Origin of the sequence: Streptomyces mesophilus (assembly GCF_011044995.1) — a bacterium.
GTDB classification, from domain to species: Bacteria; Actinomycetota; Actinomycetes; order Streptomycetales; family Streptomycetaceae; genus Streptomyces; species Streptomyces mesophilus.
The window spans coordinates 1-18,847 of sequence record NZ_JAAKZW010000156.1 but is presented as its reverse complement, the minus strand read 5'-3'; the positions used below and the strand labels follow the sequence as shown (position 1 = coordinate 18,847).

Sequence of the window (18,847 nt, the reverse complement as noted above, 5' to 3'; positions counted from 1 at the left end):
GCCCCCTACTTGGTGGCCCCCTGCGCGAACCCGTTGTAGATGTAGCGCTGGAGGAAGAGGAAGACAAGGAGGGTCGGGACGATCACCAGGATCGCGCCGGCCGAGATGTTCTCCCAGTGCGCGCCGAACGGGCCCTTGAAGCGGAACAGGGCCGTGGAGATCGTGCCCTTGTCCTCGGAGGGCATGTAGAGGAACGGGATGTAGAAGTCGTTGTACGTCGTGATGCCCTTGACGATGACGACGGTGGCGATCGCCGGCTTGAGCAGCGGAAAGATGATCTTGCGGTAGATGGTGAAGGTGTTCGCGCCGTCGAGCCGCGCCGCCTCGTCGAGCGAGGTCGGGATCCCCCGGATGAACTGCAGGAAGATGTAGATCGACACGATGTCCGTGCCCATGTAGAGCAGGATCGGCGCCCAGCGCGTGTCCACCAGGCCGAAGCTGTTGACCACTTGGAAGGTCGCCACCTGCGTGGTCACGCCCGGCACGAGCGTGGCGATCAGGAACAGGGCCATGACCGTCTTCTTGAGCCGGAACTCGAAGCGGTCGATCGCGTACGCCGTCATCGACCCGATCAGGACCGTGCCGGTGATCGAGAACAGCAGGATGAACGCCGTGTTCCCGAAGGCCGTGAGCATCTTGCCGTCGTTGAACGCCGTCGCGTAGTTGGAGAAGTTGAGCCAGTCGCCGGGCAGGCTCAGCGCGCCGCCGTCGGCCACCTCGCGGGAGGTCTTCAGCGAGGTGAGGAAGACGACGGCCAGCGGCACGAGGACCACGAGCGACGCGACGACCAGCGAGAGATACGTCAGGGCCGTGCCGGCTCGGGGCTGCCGCACCGTGGTGCGGCCGGCTCGGAGCTGCCGCACCGTGGTCCGGGTGCGCCGGTCAGGGGTCAGCGTGGTCATACGAGGTCCACCTTCTCGTCGGGCACGATCCGCCGCTGGAGCCAGGTGACCGCCAGGATGATCAGGAGCAGCACCACGGCGCAGGCCGAGGCCAGGCCCGTCTTGTTGAACTGGAACGCCAGCTTCACCGTCTGGATCACGAAGGTCTGGGTGCCGGTGGCGCCGCCGGTCATGATGTACGGGATCTCGAAGACGGCCAGGGAGCCGGAGATCGCCAGGATGACGCTGAGGCTCAGGACGGGCCGGATGCTCGGCGCGATGATGTGCCGGAACTGCTGCCAGCGGCTCGCGCCGTCCAGCTGAGCCGCCTCGTACAGCTCACCGGGGATCGACTGGATCGCACCCAGGAAGAGCACGAAGTTGAGGCCGGTGAAGCGCCACACGGACACCCCCGCGAGCGAGGTGTTGGCGGACTCCGGGTCGCCGAGCCAGGCCCGGTCGCCGTCGGCGCCGAACCACGACAGGATCGAGTCGAGGGTGCCGCCGTCCTGGAAGAAGTAGAGGAAGACGAACCCGATGGCGACGCCGTTGATCAGGTAGGGGAAGAACAGGATCCCCTTGAACAGGTTGCGGAAGCGCAGGTCGAAGCTGAGCACCGTCGCGAAGTAGAGCGCGATCACGATCTGCACGGCCGAGGCCGCCAGATAGTAGAAGCTCACGAAGAACACCCTGAACAGCTCGGGACGCGTGAACAGCTGGGTGTAGTTGTCGACGCCGGTGAAGTTCCGGTCGGGACTCACGCCGTCCCAGTCCGTGAAGCTGTAATAGATCATGTTGCCCACGGGGACATACGTGAACGTGATCAGCAGGGCCAGCGGCGCCAGCAGGAACAGCCACGGCGTGATCCGCCGCAGCGGGTGATCCCGCCAGGAACGGGTGGGCGGCGTGCCGCGCCGTCCTCCGCGCGCGGCGGCCGCGGAAGCCGAACGGGCAGGCGCGGGTGGCGACTTGGACGGGGTGTCGGTCATCTCTGACGTGGTGTCGGTCATCTCGGACGGCCTTTCGTGATCCGCGTCGAGCGTGGTGCAGGCGTGGGGCCCCGCCCCGCGGGCGGTACGGGGCCCCGTGCTCGCGTCCGGGTCAGTTGCCGACCGTCGCGGCCGCTTCGGCCCAGCGGCGGTCGAGCTCGTCGAGGTAGTCCTGCAGGGACCCCTCCTGAGCGCCGCGGGCGATGTCGATCAGCTTCTGCCGGTAGTCCTGCTTGGCGAGGCCGATCTCGGAGGCGTTGTCGATGGCGTTGACCTGCTCCGTCTTCGCCTCGGAGCGCTCGATCAAGCTGACATCGTTGTCCTGGTACGGCTTGAGGACGTCCGGAAGGTCCAGGGCCTTCAGGGCCGAGACCCCGCCCTCCTTGGCGGCGAAGCCGGACTTCTCGGTGAACCAGTCGATCCAGGCCCGCGCGGCTTCCTTGTGCTCCGAGTGCGTGTTCACGGCGAGCTGGTAGTCGGAGAGCAGCGTGGCGCAGTACTTGCCGTCCTTCTGCGCCGGGAAAGGCATGAAGCCGATGTCGTCAGGGTTCCCGCCCGCCTTCGTGGCGGCGTCACGCATCTGGTTCACGGCCCAGGAGCCGAGCAGCATGCTGCTGATCTTCCCCTTGGCCAGATCCGTCTTGGAGGTCTCCCAGTTGGTGGTGGTCGGGTCCTTCTCGGACAGCTTGTCGTGCACGATGTCGTGGAGCAGGGTGTCGACGACGTTGAGGTCGCTGCCGTCGGCCCACGGCTTGTCGGCCGCCGCCAGTGCGTCGGAGGCCTTGGTGTCACAGCTGACCGAGCCGACGCTGTTGGTCCAGGGGCTGCTCAGCGGCCAGCCGTCCTTGAAGTTGGTGTAGTACGGCGTCGCGCCGGTCTTCTCCTTGACGGCCCCCAGGTCCGCGAGGAACTCGTCCGGGGTCGTCGGCCAGTCCGTGATGCCGGCCTGCTCCCACACCTTCTTGTTGTAGACGAGGCCGTTGACCGTACCGAAGTTGGCTATGCCGTACGTCTTGCCCTTGACGTCCGTCTTGCCGGTGAAGCGGTACTTCTCCGCCATGTCCTTGGTGTCGCCCAGCGGGGCGAAGAACTTCGGATAGTCGCCCTTGGCGATCACGGAGGGGATGAGCAGGACGTCACCGTAGTTCTCGGTGTTCATCCGGATCTTCACCTCGCCCTCGTAGTCGGTGATGCCCTGGAACTTCACCGTCACCTTGGGATAGGTCTTCTTGAACTCGGCGGCGTACTTCCCCATCGTGCCGTCCTGCACGAGATCGGTGCGGTTGGTCAGCACGGTGATCGTGCCCGACACCTTGCCGGGGTCCGAGGGAGCGGTGGCCGCTTCCCCCGACGAGGCTCCCCCGCCACCACACCCCGCGACCGTCAGCAGCGCGGTGGCAAGCAGCACCGCACTCAGCGGCTTCCTCCTCATGTGCCCAACTCCTTATCCGGATTACGGCTCAGGCCCCAGCGGCTGACGGCACTATGTCAGCGATGTGTGAACCGGTAAAGCTCCGATTTCCAGCGCGATACCCAATCGTTACCGCGCAGCTCACCTCTCATGACGCCCTCACGGCGCCCAACTGCACTGTTCTGTGCGGTGGTGATCGCTTCTGGGGACTGGACCGGTTAATCACCGGGAGGTTAGGTTGACGGGCGTCACCACCGACCAGGGTCTGCCCCTGTCGAAAAGGAGCCGCTGATGAAGGACGTCGCCCAGCTGACGGAAGGCTGGCAGCTCAGCCACGAAGGGACGCTGCTCGACGCACGCGTGCCCGGCTGCGTCCACACGGATCTGCTCGCCGCGGACCTCATCCCCGACCCCTTCCTGGGCACGAACGAGCACGACGTGGCCTGGGTGGGGCGGCAACCCTGGGCCTACCGGCGCCAGTTGACCGGCGAGGAGGCGCATACGGCGGCGTACGAGCGCACCGACCTGGTCTTCGAGGGCCTGGACACCGCCGCCACGCTCACGCTGGACGGCGTGGAGCTGGGCCGCACCCGCAACATGCACCGCTCGTACCGGTTCGATGTCACGGGCCGCACCGGCGAGTTGAACGTCACCTTCACCTCGGCGTATGAAGAGGCGGAGTCCGTACGGCAGTTGACCGGGGACCGGCCCAACGTCTATCCCGAGCCGTTCCAGTACATCCGCAAGATGGCGGCGAACTTCGGCTGGGACTGGGGTCCGACCGTGGTCACGGCCGGCATATGGCGCCCGGTCCGTCTCGAGCGCTGGTCGACGGCCCGGCTCGCGCGGGTGCGTCCGCTGGTGACCGTGGACGGGACGCGCGGTCGCGTGGAGCTGCACCTCGATGTCGAACGCACCGCCGCCGGAGCGGACCGGCCGCTCCTCGCGCGGGCCGCGGTGGCGGGCGTGACCGCGCGCGCCGAGGTGCTCGGCGACCAGGCGACGGTCGTGCTCGACGTGCCGGACGTACGGCTGTGGTGGCCGCGCGGGCATGGTGAACAGCCGCTGTACGACGTGGAGTTGACGCTGCTCGATGCCGGAGAGCCGCTGGGCGTCGGAGAGCAGCCCAACACCGCCGAGCAGCTCGACGTGTGGCAGCGGCGGGTGGGCTTCCGCACCGTGGAGCTCGACCGGAGCGCCGACGCGCACGGCTCCGGATTCACCTTCGTCGTCAACGGCGAGCGCATCTTCGTACGCGGAGTGAACTGGATCCCCGACGACGTCCTGCCCTCCCGCGTCACCCCCGAGCGCTACCGGACCCGCCTGGAGCAGACCGCCGCGGCCAACGTGGACCTCGTGCGTATCTGGGGCGGCGGCATCTACGAGGACGAGGCCTTCTACGACGTCTGCGACGAACTGGGCCTGATGGTCTGGCAGGACTTCCTCTTCGCCTGCGCCGCCTACCCCGAGGAGCAGCCGCTGCGCGGAGAGGTCGAGGCGGAGGCGCGCGAGAACGTCGTACGCCTCATGCCGCACCCGAGCCTCGTGCTGTGGAACGGCAACAACGAGAACCTGTGGGGCTTTCGCGACTGGGAGTGGGAGGAGCCGCTCGCCGGCGACTCCTGGGGCGAGGGCTACTACCTGGGGCTGCTGCCGCGCGTGGTCGCCGAGCTCGATCCGACGCGGGCGTACACCGCGGGCAGCCCGTGGTCCGGCTCCTGGGACCACCACCCCAACGACCCGGACCACGGCACGTACCACTCGTGGGAGGCGTGGAACCGGCGGGACTACAGCGAGTACCTGGCGAACGTGCCGCGCTTTGTCGCCGAGTTCGGCTGGCAGGCGCCCCCCGCGCTGGCCACGCTGCGCCGCGCCCTGCCCGGTGAGCGGCTCGCGCCCGACTCCCCCGGCATGCTGCACCACCAGAAGGCCGAGGACGGCAACGGCAAGCTGAACCGTGGCGTCGAGCGCCATTTCGCGCTGCCCGAGGGCGACTTCGACCGCTGGCACTACCTCACCCAGGTCGTCCAGGCGCGTGCCGTCGCCGCCGGGATCGAGCACTGGCGGGCCCACTGGCCGCGCTGTGCGGGCACCGTCGTCTGGCAGATCAACGACTGCTGGCCCGTCAGCTCCTGGTCCGCGATCGACGGCGACGGACGCCTCAAGCCGCTCCACCACGAGCTGCGCCGCGTCTACGCCGACCGGCTCCTGACCCTCCAACCAGGCGTGGACGGAACCGAGTTGGTGCTGTCCAACCTGGCCGCCGAACCATGGGACACCGATGTCACGCTGCGTCTGCTGCGGACCGACGGCACCGTGGCCGCCCGTGTCTCCCTCGGGCTCACCGTGCCCGGGCGCGAGGTGCTGCGACTGCCCGTCCCGCCTCAGGTGCAGCCGGCCGCGGGCTCCGCGAAGGAGTATCTGGTGGCCGACGCCGAGGACCTGCGGGCCGTCCATCTCCCCGTACGGGACAAGGAGTTCGACTATCCGGCGCCCCGGTTCGACATCGCCGTGGAGACCGTGGGCGGCGATCCGGACACGCTGGACGTGGTGGTGAGCGCGCAGACGCTCGTACGGGATCTCCTGTTGCAGGCCGACCGCCTCGCTCCCCGTGCGACGGCCGACCGCGGCCTGCTCACCCTGCTCCCCGGGGAGCGGACGCGTATCCGGGTACGGGGAGCGGCGGGCGTCGGCGCGAACGCGATCCGGGCGGCCCTGTTCTGCGTGGAACCGGCGTGAGCGCACCCGCCCAGCGCATCACGATCAAGGAAGTCGCCGCCGCCGCGGGGGTGTCCAAAGGTGCGGTGTCGATCGCGTTCAACCACAAGCCCGGTCTGTCCGAGGCCACGCGAGAGCGCATCTTCACCGTCGCGCGGGAGCTGGGCTGGGCCCCCAACTCCTCCGCACGGAGCCTGTCGACGCGGCGGCCGGACACCATCGGCCTCGCGCTGTGCCGGCCGGCGCGGCTGCTCGGGCTCGAGCCGTTCTACATGGACTTCATCTCCGGGATCGAGAGCGTCCTCGCCGAGCGGTCCTGCTCGCTCCTGCTGCGCCTCGTCAGCAGTCTGGACGAGGAGATCGCGCTGCAGGAGGCGTGGTGGCGCGAACGCCAGGTCGGCGGATCCATCCTGGTCGACTTCCACCAGGACGATCCCCGTATCGCACCGCTCACCTCACTCGGTATCCCGGCGGTGGCGGTCGGTCATCCCGACCTCACCGGCGGGATCCCGTCGATCTGGACGGACGACGCGGCGGCGGTGGCCGAGGCGGTGCGCTATCTGGCCGCCCTCGGACACCGCCGCATCGCCCGGGTCGGCGGTCCTGCCGGACTCGGGCACAGCGCGATTCGCGAACGGGCCTTCCAGGACACGCTGCGCGCGCTCGGTCTGCCCCCGACCACCCCGGTGGCCACGGGATTCGCGGGCGAGGAAGGAGCGCGGGCGACCCGCTCGCTGCTGCTGCGGCCCGAGCGGCCGACCGCGATCGTCTACGACAACGACATCATGGCGGTCGCCGGACTCGGCGTCGCCGCCGAGATGGGGGTCACCGTGCCGGACGAACTGTCCCTGCTCGCCTGGGACGACTCCCAGCTGTGCCGCCTGACGCACCCGACGCTCTCGGCGATGAGCCACGACGTGCACGGCTTTGGGGCCGAGGTGGCACGCGAGCTGTTCGACGTCATCGCCGGCCGGCCGGTGCGTCCGCGCCCCGTGATGACACCCTCGCTCACGCCGCGCGGCTCCACGGCCTCGCTTCGTACGGCTGTCTCTTAAGCGGTACGCGGCGACTGCCTCTCAAGCGGTACGTGGCCGTCTCTCAGGCGGTACGCGGTGGGCTGGTGCTCGCCCGGGGCAGCAGGCGGGCGGCCGGCACCTGGCTGTGCCGTACCTCCTCCTTGCCGACCGCGGCGAGGAGCGTGCGGGCGGCGAGGGCTCCGTACTCGCCGATGTCCCGGGTGAGGGCGGTGAGTTGGGGGCGCACCGCCTGTGTGAAGGGCGAGTCGTCCCACGCCACGAGGGAGAGGTCCCGGGGGACCTCCAGGCTCAGCTCCTGTGCGACCGACAGGCCGGCGACGGCCATGATGTCGTTGTCGTAGACGATCGCGGTGGGCCGCTCCGGGGCGATGAGCAGCCGGCGGGTCGCGCGGGCGCCCTCCTCGCCGGAGTAGTCGGTGTGCACCACGGTCGGCGCGGGCAGCCCCGCGTCGCGGCAGCTCTCCTCGAAGGCGGCGTCGCGCACGGTGGTGTGCGCGAGCTGCGGCAGCCCGGCCACCCGGGCGATGGCGCGGTGTCCGAGGGCGGCGAGATAGGCGACGGTCTCGTGGACGCTCGCACCGTCGTCGGACCAGACCGCGGGCACGGCACCGGCCGCCTGCGGCGGGCCCAGGGCCACCACCGGCAGATCCATGGCGGCGAGCGCGGCCACCCGTACGTCGTCGTCGTGCAGGTCCACCAGGAGGGCGCCGTCCACCCTGCCCTCGCCCCACCAGCGGCGGTAGAGCTCGATCTCGTCGTCATGGCTCGAGACGGTCTGGAGCATGAGGGCGATGGAGCGCGGCGCGAGTTCGGACTCGATGCCGCCGATGAGTTCCATGAAGAAGGGCTCGACGCTCAGCGTCCGGGCCGGCCGGCACACGGCCAGGCCCACGGCCCGGGCCTGCGCGCCGTTGAGCGCCCGGGCGGCGCTGCTGGGCCGCCAGCCGACCTCCGCGGCAATCGCCTTGATACGGGCCCGGGTCTGCGCGGAGACGCCCGGCTGGTCGTTGAGGGCGTAGGAGACCGCGACCTTGGAGACCCCCGCCTGGCGCGCGATGTCCGCAATCGTCGGCCTCTTCATGCGCGCGCCCTCCTGCTGTACCGGTTCCGTACCTCAGCGGCCGACCCTACCGGTCGGCCGCTGAGGTCCGCGCTCCCGGTCACTGAACGCGGGTTCAGGAGGGCGTGCGGGTTCGTCGGGGTACTTCAGGAACTGATGGTGCAGGTCCTGCCGTCGAGGGTGAAGGCGGCCGGGACGGTGTTCGTTCCGGTGGAGGAGCCGTTGAGGCCGAAGCTCACCTGTCCGCCCGCGGGGATGGAGTGCGTCCAGGACTCAGGGGTGACATGGACCGCGGTGCCGTTCTGGGTGGCCCGGGCGTTCCACACCGAGTTGATCTTCTGCTGCCCCGTGAAGGCGAAGTCGAGCTTCCAGCCGTCGATCTGCCGGTCGGACGTGTTGCGGACGGTGATGTCGGCGTTGAACGAACTGCCCCAGTCGCTCAGTCGGTAGGTGACCGCGCAGGCGCCGCTGCCGGGGTCGGGGTCGGGGTCGGTGCCGCCGCCGAAGACACCGGCCTCCTTGGCGGTGGCCTTGATGCCGTCCGCGCCGTCGAACAGCCGCTTGCCCCAGTCGGAGGGCGCGTTCGCGTCGAAGTTCCGCACCAGGTCGAGGTACTCGACCCCGCTCCCGTTGCCGCTCCAGGACCAGCCCATGAAGCCGAGGTCCAGGGACCGGGTGGCGGCCAGGATGGCGTCCTCGTCCGGGTTCCCGTCCGAGTGCATGTCGCCGAACTCGCCGACCACGATGGGAAGTTGGGCGGCCACGTACCGGTTGAGGTAGTCGCTCACCTCGGCCGGGGTGTCGTAGACGCCGTACATGTGGATGTCGAACAGGATGTTGCGGTCCGGGTCGGCGGCCATCACGGCGGCCGCGTTGTCCCGCATGGTGAAGGACCAGTCCTGGCCCCAGTTGGGGGCGTCGACCATCAGCGTGTGGTCGAGGCCGCCGGCGCGCAGCCTGCCGACGGCCGTCTTCGTGTCGCCGGTCCAGGCGCCGTAATTCGCGTTGCCGTAGGGCTCGTTGCCGATGTTGACCAGGACGTACTTCTCCTGGCCGACGAGGGCGTCCTTGATGCTCAGCCAGTAGTCGACCGCCTTCGACAGCGGCGCGGCCGCGCCCGCCTCGCCGTAGCCCGTCGTGTCATGGGCCTCCAGGACGCAGATCAGGCGGTTCTGCTTGCACTCCTCGACGACATGGGCGACATCGGCGGTGTCGTTCCTGGTCCACTGGTCACCGGTGCTCAGGACGACCCGTACGGAATTGGCGCCCTTGGCCTTGATGTCGGCGAGCGCCTGGTCGGTCCTGTCGGGGTACCAGGTGTGCGCGTGGTTGACCCCGCGCAGGACGAAGTCCCGGTTGTCGGCGTCGAGCAAGCGGCCGTTCTGGATATGGAACCCGGGTGCGTCCGCGGCCTGTTGGGGCGGCGCGGGCTGTGCGGTCGGCGCGGGCTGTGCGGTCGGCCCGGGCTGTGCGGCCAGCGCGGACGGGGAGAGCGCCAGCGGTGTGGCGCAGGCGGCCAGTAAGGCGGCGACCGCGGCGGCGGCTCGTGTGCGTCTCATCTACTGCTCCTGGTTCGATCGGTGCGCGCCGGTGGTCGGGCCGCCGGCAGGGGCAGCCCTGGGCGCGACGTGGCAACAGGGGCGGTACGGGGCCGCGCCCGCTTAACCGGGCATGGCGGACCGGGACTGCCGGCTCGGCACCCGGTCGTCCGCCACCCGGGAACGCGAGCTGCGCACCCGGGCGGCGACACGGCCGAGCGGCACGCGGGGAGCTGCCGGAGGCACGTCCGACCTGCTGGAACGCAAGGCCGGACACCGGTTCGCACACTTCCGCTCGGCGACGGCCACGACATTAGGGGGCACGGAAAGCGAGCACAATGGTTTCTACAAAACCGGTTAAGTACACGCGCTTCCAGGGGAGTTCAGCCCGCGCACCGAGGCCCGCGCCGCCGCGGCGGCCCCCACCAGGCCGGCGTCCTGCGCGAGGGCCGCGGGCCTGACCTGGAGCCCGCGGACGAAGTCCAGCGTGGCGTACGAGTCGAGGTGCTGCCGGAGTGGCGCGAACAGCAGGTCACCGGCCTGCGCCACACCGCCGCCGACGACCACGGCCTCGATCTCGACCAGCGAGGCCGTGGCCGCGACGGCCGCCGCGAGCGCCCGCGCCGCACGGTCGAAGGCCGCGAGCGCCCGCGCATCGCCCTGCCCGGCGGCCGCCGCGACCGCCGCCGCCGTCGCCTCCTCGCCTCGCGGTGGCGTCCAGCCCGACGCCAGCGCCTGCCGGGCGATCGCACTCCCGCTGGCCAGCCCTTCGACGCAGCCGCGAGCGCCGCACGGGCAGAGGGAGCCGTCGAGATCCACACTGATGTGACCGATATGGCCGGCGTTGCCCGAACGCCCTTGATGCAGACGGCCGTTGAGGATCAGCCCGCCGCCGACGCCCGTCGAGACCACCATGCACAGCGCATGGCCGACATCGCGCGCGGCACCCTTCCAGTGCTCCGCCGCCGCCATCGCCACGGCGTCCCCGACCAGGACCGGCTCGAGCCCGGCGAACAGCGAGGGGTACGCGCGCACCTCGTCCACCAGCGGAAAGCCTCGCCAGGCAGGAATGTTGACCGGACTCACGGTGCCCTTCGCCGTATCCACCGGACCGGCGCTCGCGATACCGAGGCCGCGGATGACGCCCCAGGCGGGGTCCCCGGCCAGGCCGTCGAGGACGGCGTCGACCGCCCCCATGAGCACCCGCGCGGACTCGTGTGCGGGAGTCGGGCGCTGGGTGCGCCGCACCACACGCCCCTCCTCGTCGACGAGCGCCCCCGCGATCTTCGTACCGCCGATGTCCAACGCCGCGTACATGACCCTCCCTCTCCCGGCGCGAGGCGATTGTCCGGCGCCGTGTCACAGTGACTGCCCGAGAGAATACTTAACCGTTTAAGTTCGTGGTGCGGAAGGCCCGGCAACCTTCCGCGCATCGGCGGCGACCTACCTTCGTATGCGCCGGTCCGAACGCGGACGTACGAGAAAGAGACGAGACCCCCACCGTGCAGCACGCCCACCCCCTGACCCGCCCGGCCTGCCTGCTCGCCGCCGCGACCCTCACGCTCTGCATGGCCGGTGCGCCCGACGCCCGCGCCGCCGACGGCAGGGGCGATATCACCGCCGATGTGCTCGCCGGGCGGGACGTGCGGCTCACGGGTGACGCGGTGGTGCGGCTGCCCGGCGGGACCCATACGTATCCCGGTGTGCTGTCCGGCGAGGGCACCCTGCGCATCGCGGGCACCGGGACTCTGGTCCTGACGCGTGACAGCGACTTCACGCTCCCCGAGGCGCGGCAGCGTCAGCAGGTGCGTATCCAGGGCGGCAACCACCCGTACGTCACGGTGCGCCACCCGGACCCGCCGGCCGTCACGGTCGAGCGGGGCGCGACGCTCCAGTACGGCGACGGCAACACCGCCGGCCAGATCGGACACTTCCCGTACAACACCCCTGCCTACCGGCAGAACCAGAACAACATACGGGTCGACGGCACCCTGCGCCTGTCCCTGAAGAGCGCCTACAACCTCGGCACGATCAGCGGCTCCGGGCTCATCACGCAGCCCCGTTTCCTGTGGGGCACCTGGGATCTGTCGGGCACCCACCCCGGCTTCACCGGCACGATCGACAACGGCACCCAGGCGCAGGCCGGACGGCCCGAGTTCGCGCTCTCGCTGCCCGGCGTCCGCAAGGTCCTCAACCAGGGCACGTGGACGGTGGACACCCCGCTCGGGCAGACCGTGACCCAGCGCATGGACTTCTACCAGCGCGAGTACGGGAGCGACATCAACGTCCAGTCGAGGCCCGGCAGCAAGGTCGTCCTCACCGGTCAGTACAGCTGGGCCGACGGCGGCAGCGACGCCGCCCCCACCCTCAGCGATCCGGCGCTCAACTGGCGTCCCGCGCACAAGAACATCAACAAGCGCGGCACCAACATCAAGGGCGCGAACGTGCAGTGGGGCGACGGCACCACGGACAAGATCTTCATGCCGGGCACCGCCGAGACCGTGTACATCAACCTCCTTGCCGCGCGCGAGCGTTCACGGCTGACCTTCGCGTACAACGGCCCGGTCACACTCGGCGCCCCGATCGGCGGCGGTGTCTTCCATGACACGCTCTCCGCCCCCGGCCAGGGCGACATCGTCATCAAGGGCATCAAGGGCAACGACGTCACCTTCGCGGCGCGGCAGTTCTACGACGGGACGACGACCGTCGAGAAGGGTGCCGTGCTGCGTCTTGGCAGCGGGAAGGCGGGCGGCGACGGCGGTCTCCACCAAGGCGGTTCGCGGTACGGGCTGACCGTCGACGGGAGCGTGATCGCGCAGAACACGGACAAGCCGCTCGTCCTGTCCGGGATCAGCGGCTCCGGGGCGCTCACGCAGGCGGGCCGGGCACCGCTGCGGCTGACCGGACCGCCGGCGTACACGGGAGCGACCACGGTGCGGCGCGGCACCCTCGTACTGGAGCGCGGCACCCTGGCCGCGAGCCGCGCCGTGCGCCTCACCGGCGAGGGCGCCCGCCTCGATCTGACCCGGGTCGCAAACCAGACGCTGCGGCGCCTCGACGCGGTCTCCGGCAGCGAGGTCGCGTGGGGTGAGGAGGACCGGCTGACGGTACGCGGGTCCGGCCAGGCGCCGGCCGGGGTGCTGGCCGGGGCGCTGTCCGGCGGGGAGCTGTACAACTCCGGTGCGCTCCAAGGGTCGTTCACCCTGGACGGTGACTTCCGGCAGGCGAAGAGCGGGGAGCTGACGGTACGGGCCGGTGCCGCGCCGGCGAAGGTGAGCGGCAAGGTTTCCCTGGCCGGACTACTCACGGTGCGGGCTCCGGAAGGCGAGGCACCCGGCGAGGCGGTCCTGCTGGACATCACGGGCAAGCACCGCGCCACCGGCACCTTCAGCGGTCTGCGGGAGGGATCCCGTATCACCGTCGCGTCGACGCGATACCGCCTCACCTACCGGGGTGGCGACGGGAACGACATCACGCTCGTACGGGACTCGGGAAAGCCGGAGGTCGCGCCCTCGGCCGCCTCGGGGAGCGGCCCCGCCCGCGATGACGACGACGCCGGTCCATGGGTCTGGGCGGCGGCAGGCGCGATGCCGGCGGCAGCCCTCGCCTTCGCGGTCCTGCGCCGCCGACGCCGCGCCCCTGATGTGGCACCGGCTCCGGGGCGGCACCGGGCAGACTGATCAGTCAACCCCGTTGTGTCTACGGGGCGTTGGCCCACCCCTCGGTCAACTCCTCACCCCGACGTCCGATGCGTCTTGAGCGCCAAGTGCACCTGAAGCGCCTGGTCCCCATGGCGCCACTGCGGGCCCAGGAGCGCCGAGATGCGGTCGATGCGCTGGTAGAGGGTGTTGACGTGGACGTACAGCTCCGCGGCCGTGCGCGTAAGGCTGCCGTCGCAGGTGAAGTACGCGAGGGCCGTGCCGGTGAGGTCGCTGCCGCGGGACGCGTCGTGGTCGAGCAGCGGGCCGATGGTGCGGCGGACGAAACGGTCGAGCTCGCCGCGGTCGGCCCGGCCGATCAACAAGCCGTGGATTCCGAGGTCGTCACGGCAGGCGCCCTCGCCCACCCTGTCGAGCGCCACGAGGGCGTCCACGCAGCGGGCCGCGTCCCGATGGGCGCCCGCCACCCCTGCGGCGCCCGGAGCGGCACTCTCGGCGCCGACCGTGACCGCCCCCGAGGCCCCCGCACCCAGCGCTCCGGCGAGGCGGCGGGCGGCTTCGCCGGGGCCCGTACCGACCTCGGCGCCAGGTGCCGGGTCCGGATCCTGCGCCACCGGCAGCACCACCACCGCATCACCCCCGGCCTCCCACGCGATCCCACCCCTGCGTACGGCATACGCGCCCGCCAGATCCGCGATCCGGCGGCGGCGCCCGGTGTCCTCGGCCCGTGCCACCAGAACGACATGCGGACGGTGCAGATCGAGCCCGACCAGGGCGGCGCGGCGGGTGAGGCCCTCGGGGTCGCGGTGCGGGGCGCCGAGCAGCTCGTCGAGGAGCTCGCCGCGCAGGCGCTGTTCCGCCGCCGTGACCGAGCGCTCGTGCAGGAGCATCAACGCGACGGCCTGGGCGGCGCGTTCGAGCGCGTGCACATCGGAGGCGTCGAGACCGCCCCGTACGAACAACAGCGTGCCGAGGTGTTCGTCGGCGGCGATGACCGGGGTGGCGCACGCGGCACCCCGGGTCGCGGAGGCGCGCCGCGCGCGTGCGGTGGCCAACTCCCGTACGAACTCGGCCGGTTGGGGCGGATCGACACCCGCGTCCGCCAGGGAGCGCCCCTCCGCGTCCAGTACGGAGACGCTCCCCCGCAGCACCTCGGCCAGCGCGCGGGCGAGTTCCGCCGGGCCGCCGCCGTCGAGGGCGACCGCGGTGAGGCGCTCATGGACGGTGGCCGCCTTGCGCACCTCCTCGAAGAGCGTGGCGTTCTCGATGGCCAGCGCCGCGTGGTTGGCGAGGGAGATCAGGAGCTCGACCTCGTCGGGTGAGAAGGGGCGTACGCGGCGGTTCGCGGCGAACAGCACGCCGTAGACCTGGTCCCCGAACTTCAGCGGCACACCCTGGATGGCGACCAGGCCCTCGGCGCCGATGACCGAGTCCACGTAGTCGGAGTGCGCGAAGCGTTCGTCGTTGGGGTAGTCGGCCGTGTGGTACGGCTGGGCGGTCTCGGCGACCAGACCGCCGAGCCCCGTACCGACCGCGAGCCGGCCGGTCTTGAAGGCCTCCGTGGTGATCCCCTCGGTGACGTGGACATAGGTGTCGCCCTGTTCCTGGTCGTACAGGAGCAGATACGCGACGTCCGTGCCGACCAGGGTGCGGGCGCGGCGGACGATGGCCTGGAGCACGTCCTGCAGCGCGCGCAGGGAGGCGAGGTCGCCCGCGGTCTCGTACAGCGCGGCGAGCGCGGCCTCGCGGCTGCGGTGGGCGGCGAGCCGGGCGCGTAGCTCCAGGGCGTCGCCGACCAGGGAGTCCTCCGCGCCGCTCGCGCGCAAGGCGTCCTCGTCGGCCTCCTCGCACAGGAGCCGCAGGAGCGCGCCGTCGCCGCGTGTGGTGGTCACCCGGCCAGTGATACCGCACCGGCCGGGCTCCGACGCGGCGGTGTGGCGACCGTCACGCGACGTGGAGGATCTCCACTCATGACCCCGGTGCGGTGTGGTCATCCTCCATGGCGGCGGACGCCGCGTCCCGAGACCGTTGCTTGCGCGGCACCTTGTGCCGCGCCGCACCGGCTTCTGCCGCACCCCGACTCCCGCCGGCTCTCGGCGTTCCACCCTCGTTCCTGGAGCCCTCGTGAACCTCGTCCGACTCCTCACCGACACCGCCGCCCGCCACCCGGACCGCCCCGCCCTGCGGCTCGGCGGCAAGGTGGTCACGTATGCCCGGCTCGCCCGCGACTCCGCCCGCGCCGCCTCGTATCTCCTCTCGTACGGTCTGGAGCCCGGCGACCGCGTCGGCCTGAGCCTGCCCAACGTGCCCGAGTTCGCCGTCCTCTACTACGGCATCCTGCGTGCGGGCGGGGTCGTCGTCCCGATGAATCCGCTGCTCAAGGAGCGTGAGCGGGAGCATCTGGTGGCGGACTCGAGGGCGTTGATCACCCTTGACGCCGCCCGCGACTGGGGAGCGGAGCTCGCCGCGCACCCGCCCCTGGAGACCGTCGCCGAACGCGCCGCCGACGACACCGCGGTGCTGATCTACACCTCGGGTACGACGGGCCGGCCCAAAGGCGCCGAGCTGACGCACGCGAACCTGCTGCGCAACGTCGAGGCCACCAACTCCTCGCTGCTCCATCTCACCGAGCACGACGTGCTGTTCGGCGGTCTGCCGCTGTTCCACTCCTTCGGCCAGACCTGTGTCCTGAACACCGCGGTCGCGGCGGGCGCGAGCGTCACCCTGCTGCCGCGGTTCGATGCGGGTGAGGCGCTGGATCTGCTCGTACGGGACGCGGTGACCGTATGGGCCGGGGTGCCGACGATGTTCGGCGCCCTGCTCGGACATCCGTCGCTCGGGCCCGCGCACCGGGGGCGGCTGCGGCTCGCGGCCTCCGGTGGGGCGGCGCTTCCGGTGGAGGTCCTGCACGCCTTCGAGGAGGCCTTCGGCTGCCCGCTTCTGGAGGGATACGGGCTGTCGGAGACCTCGCCGGTCGCCTCGTTCAACCGGCTCGAAGGCCCCCGGCGGCCGGGCACGATCGGGCTGCCGATCGACGGTGTACGGATCCGTATCCAGGACGAGTCGGGGCGTGAACTGCCCGACGGGCGCACCGGCGAGGTCGCGGTCAGCGGCCACAACGTGATGAAGGGCTACTGGAACCGGCCCGAGGACACCGCCGAAGTGCTGCGCGACGGCTGGCTGCGCACCGGCGATCTCGGGGTGCGCGAGGCGGACGGCCTCTTCCGGATCGTCGGGCGGAAGAAGGAGCTGATCATCCGCGGTGGGTTCAACGTCTATCCGCGGGAGATCGAGGAGGTCCTCTACGAGCATCCTGCCGTCGCCGAGGCGGCCGTACTCGGCACGCCCCACCCGGAGTTGGGCGAGGAGGTCACCGCTGTGGTCGCCCTCAAGCCCGGCCGTGCCGTCGCGACTCCGCCCGACGAGCTGCTCGCGTTCGTCAAGGCGCGCGTCGCCCCGTACAAGTACCCGCGCGTGGTCGCGATCGCCGACGCGCTGCCCAAGGGACCGACCGGGAAGATCCTCAAGCGGGAGATCACCCCGCCGGTCCTGACGCCCCGAGGCCTGAAGGAGACCGTCCGATGAGACTCGCCCGTGCGACGAAGCCTGCCCGTCCGCTGCGACTTGCCCGTCCGATGAGACTCGCCACCCTCGCCCGCGGCGCGCTCACCGCCGCCCTGGCCCTGGTGGCCGTCACGGCCGTGCCCGCGCCCGCCGAGGCGGCCTTCGAACCGCCGCTGCCCGCCCTCAACATCACCGACACGTACGTGACCGGCATCTCGTCCGGCGGTTTCATGGCCTCACAGCTCCAGATCGCCAACTCGGCGACCTTCAAGGGCGCGGCGGTGTTCGCGGCGGGCCCGTACTACTGCGGTCAGGGCAGCATCCTGCACGGCCTCGCCGAGTGCACCGGGCTCGCGTCCACCGATCCGGCGGGGATCGTGGCCACCGCGCGGCGCTGGTCGGAGCAGGGGAAGATCGACCCGGTGGCGAACCTCGCGGGCAAGCCGGTCTACACGTACCACGGCACGAAGGACCCCCTGGTCAGCGAGCGGGTGAGTGACGAAGGGGTCGAGGTCCACCGGCAGTTGGGGGCGAGGATCGCGTACCACGACACCGATCCCGCGGGGCACGGCTGGCCGCGGCCGGACGGTGCGCTGCCGTGCGGGACGACCTTCTACCCGTTCCTGATCGACTGCGGCAACGATCCGCAGGGCGAACTGCTCACCCACTGGCTGGGCTCGGTCCGCCCGCCGGCCGCCGCACAGACCGGCACGCTGAGCGGGCACGACCAGGACCGCTACACCCCGGGCGGCTGGGCGCAGTTCTACAGCCTGGGGAGCAAGAGCTTCCTGTACACGCCCGACTCCTGCGCCGCCGGGAAGCCCTGCAAGCTGGTGGTCGCGCTGCACGGCTGCCTGAGCGACAACAAGTTCGTCGGCGACCGCTTCGCCCGCGAGTCCTACCTCAACGAGTACGCGGACACCAACGACCTGGTGGTCCTGTACCCGCAGACCGATATCAGCGTCGCGCGCGGCAATCCGCAGGGGTGCTGGGACTGGTGGGGATACACCGGCAGCGACTATGCACAGAAGTCCGCACCCCAGATGCGCATGATCATGAACGAGGTGCGGGCGCTCGGCGGCGCACGCTGACCGGGGCGCGCTCCCCTCTCCACCGTCCAACCACCCTTCACAGCACGGGAGTCACGCATGAACAAGCCGGTCGAGCTCGACCTCCCCGTCGACGGCGGCACCCTGCGGGTGCTCCGCTTCGGCGGCGGGCCGCGGGTCGCCGTCGCCGCGCACGGGATCACCGCGTCGGGGATGTCGTTCAGCGGGGTCGCGCGCCAACTGCCGGACGACTGGTCGCTGTTCGCGGTGGATCTGCGGGGGCGCGGCGGCAGCACCGGTACGCCGGGTCCGTACGGGATCGAGCAGCACGCCGCCGATGTGTGCGCAGCGGCCGAACGCTGGGGCGGCGGGGGCGAGGTGGCCCTCACCGGGCAGTCCATGGGGGCGTACGTGGCGCTGCGGGCGGCGGTCCGCCGGCCCGGGCTCTTCTCGCGGCTGCTCCTGATCGACGGCGGACTGCCGCTGCCCTTCCCCGAGGGCGCCGACCCGGACGCGGTGCTCGACGCGACGCTCGGCCCGGCGATCGCCCGGCTCGCGATGACCTACCCGGACGAGGCGGCGTACGTGGACTTCTTCCAGGCGCATCCGGCGCTCGGACCGTACTGGAGCGAGGACATCGAGGCGTATGTGCGCTACGACCTCATGGGTCCTGCGGGCGAGCTGCGCTCGCGGGCGCGTGAGGAGGCGGTGCGCCAGGACGGGCGTGAACTGCTGGTGCTGAACGCCGAGTTCGCGAAGAACGTGACGGAGCTGACGGTGCCGGCGCATTTGCTGTACGCGCCGAGGGGACTGTTCGACGCCGCACCCGGGATGCTGCCGGAACCGCTGGTGCGGCAGTTCGCCGGGCACCTCACGGTGGAGGAGGTGCCGGACTGCAACCACTACACGATCCTGATGGGCGAGGCGGCGGGGGTGGTGGC

13 protein-coding genes are annotated in these 18,847 nt (G+C 71.0%); 6 read left to right on the top strand and 7 right to left on the bottom strand.

What is annotated here, in order from left to right; translation table 11 throughout:
• Window positions 1-5 precede the first annotated feature (5 nt).
• The 3 genes from G6045_RS28370 to G6045_RS28360 form a co-directional block, all read right to left on the bottom strand.
• Window positions 6-902, bottom strand: coding sequence for a carbohydrate ABC transporter permease (locus tag G6045_RS28370; RefSeq protein ID WP_235968358.1), 897 nt, complete (start codon window positions 900-902; stop codon window positions 6-8).
• A complete protein-coding gene (locus tag G6045_RS28365) occupies window positions 899-1,891 on the bottom strand; it encodes a carbohydrate ABC transporter permease (protein WP_408056373.1) in 993 nt (330 codons plus the stop codon). The genes G6045_RS28370 and G6045_RS28365 overlap by 4 nt, the downstream gene beginning before the upstream one ends.
• Before the next feature lie 91 nt (window positions 1,892-1,982).
• The gene (locus G6045_RS28360; protein WP_165334975.1) at window positions 1,983-3,302 is read right to left on the bottom strand and encodes an ABC transporter substrate-binding protein; all 1,320 of its coding nucleotides are present in this window, start codon (window positions 3,300-3,302) and stop codon (window positions 1,983-1,985) included.
• A 270-nt stretch (window positions 3,303-3,572) separates the two neighbouring features.
• On the opposite strand from G6045_RS28360, the gene G6045_RS28355 reads away from it, so the two are divergent.
• Window positions 3,573-6,020 carry a glycoside hydrolase family 2 protein gene (locus G6045_RS28355; protein ID WP_165334974.1) on the top strand — a complete coding sequence of 816 codons (2,448 nt, stop codon included), beginning with the start codon at window positions 3,573-3,575 and terminating at the stop codon, window positions 6,018-6,020.
• Window positions 6,017-7,054: a LacI family DNA-binding transcriptional regulator gene (locus G6045_RS28350; protein ID WP_165334973.1), complete on the top strand. Its 1,038-nt coding sequence runs from the start codon at window positions 6,017-6,019 to the stop codon at window positions 7,052-7,054. Before G6045_RS28355 ends, G6045_RS28350 begins: the two co-directional genes overlap by 4 nt.
• Window positions 7,055-7,097: 43 nt before the next feature.
• On the opposite strand, the gene G6045_RS28345 is transcribed toward G6045_RS28350, so the two are convergent.
• From G6045_RS28345 to G6045_RS28335, 3 genes are all read right to left on the bottom strand, one after another.
• Complete coding sequence (locus G6045_RS28345) at window positions 7,098-8,117, bottom strand: LacI family DNA-binding transcriptional regulator (protein ID WP_165334972.1); 1,020 nt, start codon at window positions 8,115-8,117, stop codon at window positions 7,098-7,100.
• A gap of 125 nt (window positions 8,118-8,242) precedes the next feature.
• The gene (locus tag G6045_RS28340; protein ID WP_165334971.1) at window positions 8,243-9,655 is read right to left on the bottom strand and encodes a cellulase family glycosylhydrolase; all 1,413 of its coding nucleotides are present in this window, start codon (window positions 9,653-9,655) and stop codon (window positions 8,243-8,245) included.
• A 336-nt stretch (window positions 9,656-9,991) separates the two neighbouring features.
• Entirely contained in the window at window positions 9,992-10,951 is a 960-nt protein-coding gene (locus tag G6045_RS28335; protein ID WP_165334970.1) for an ROK family protein, read from the bottom strand.
• 251 nt (window positions 10,952-11,202) lie between these two features.
• Between G6045_RS28335 and G6045_RS28330 the strand changes: the two genes are divergently transcribed.
• Window positions 11,203-13,314, top strand: a complete 2,112-nt coding sequence (locus G6045_RS28330; RefSeq protein WP_165334977.1) for an autotransporter — start codon at window positions 11,203-11,205, stop codon at window positions 13,312-13,314.
• A 53-nt stretch (window positions 13,315-13,367) separates the two neighbouring features.
• Here G6045_RS28330 and G6045_RS28325 read toward each other — a convergent pair whose 3' ends face one another.
• On the bottom strand, window positions 13,368-15,185 hold the full coding sequence (locus G6045_RS28325) for a helix-turn-helix domain-containing protein (RefSeq protein WP_328707932.1): 1,818 nt from the start codon (window positions 15,183-15,185) through the stop codon (window positions 13,368-13,370).
• 232 nt (window positions 15,186-15,417) lie between these two features.
• Between G6045_RS28325 and G6045_RS28320 the strand changes: the two genes are divergently transcribed.
• The 3 genes from G6045_RS28320 to G6045_RS28310 form a co-directional block, all read left to right on the top strand.
• Window positions 15,418-16,878, top strand: a complete 1,461-nt coding sequence (locus G6045_RS28320; protein WP_165334968.1) for a long-chain-fatty-acid--CoA ligase — start codon at window positions 15,418-15,420, stop codon at window positions 16,876-16,878.
• On the top strand, window positions 16,875-17,948 hold the full coding sequence (locus G6045_RS28315) for an extracellular catalytic domain type 2 short-chain-length polyhydroxyalkanoate depolymerase (RefSeq protein ID WP_165334967.1): 1,074 nt from the start codon (window positions 16,875-16,877) through the stop codon (window positions 17,946-17,948). The genes G6045_RS28320 and G6045_RS28315 overlap by 4 nt, the downstream gene beginning before the upstream one ends.
• A gap of 57 nt (window positions 17,949-18,005) precedes the next feature.
• Window positions 18,006-18,847, top strand: an 842-nt coding sequence (locus G6045_RS28310) for an alpha/beta hydrolase (RefSeq protein ID WP_165334966.1), incomplete at its 3' end; no start/stop codon positions are given.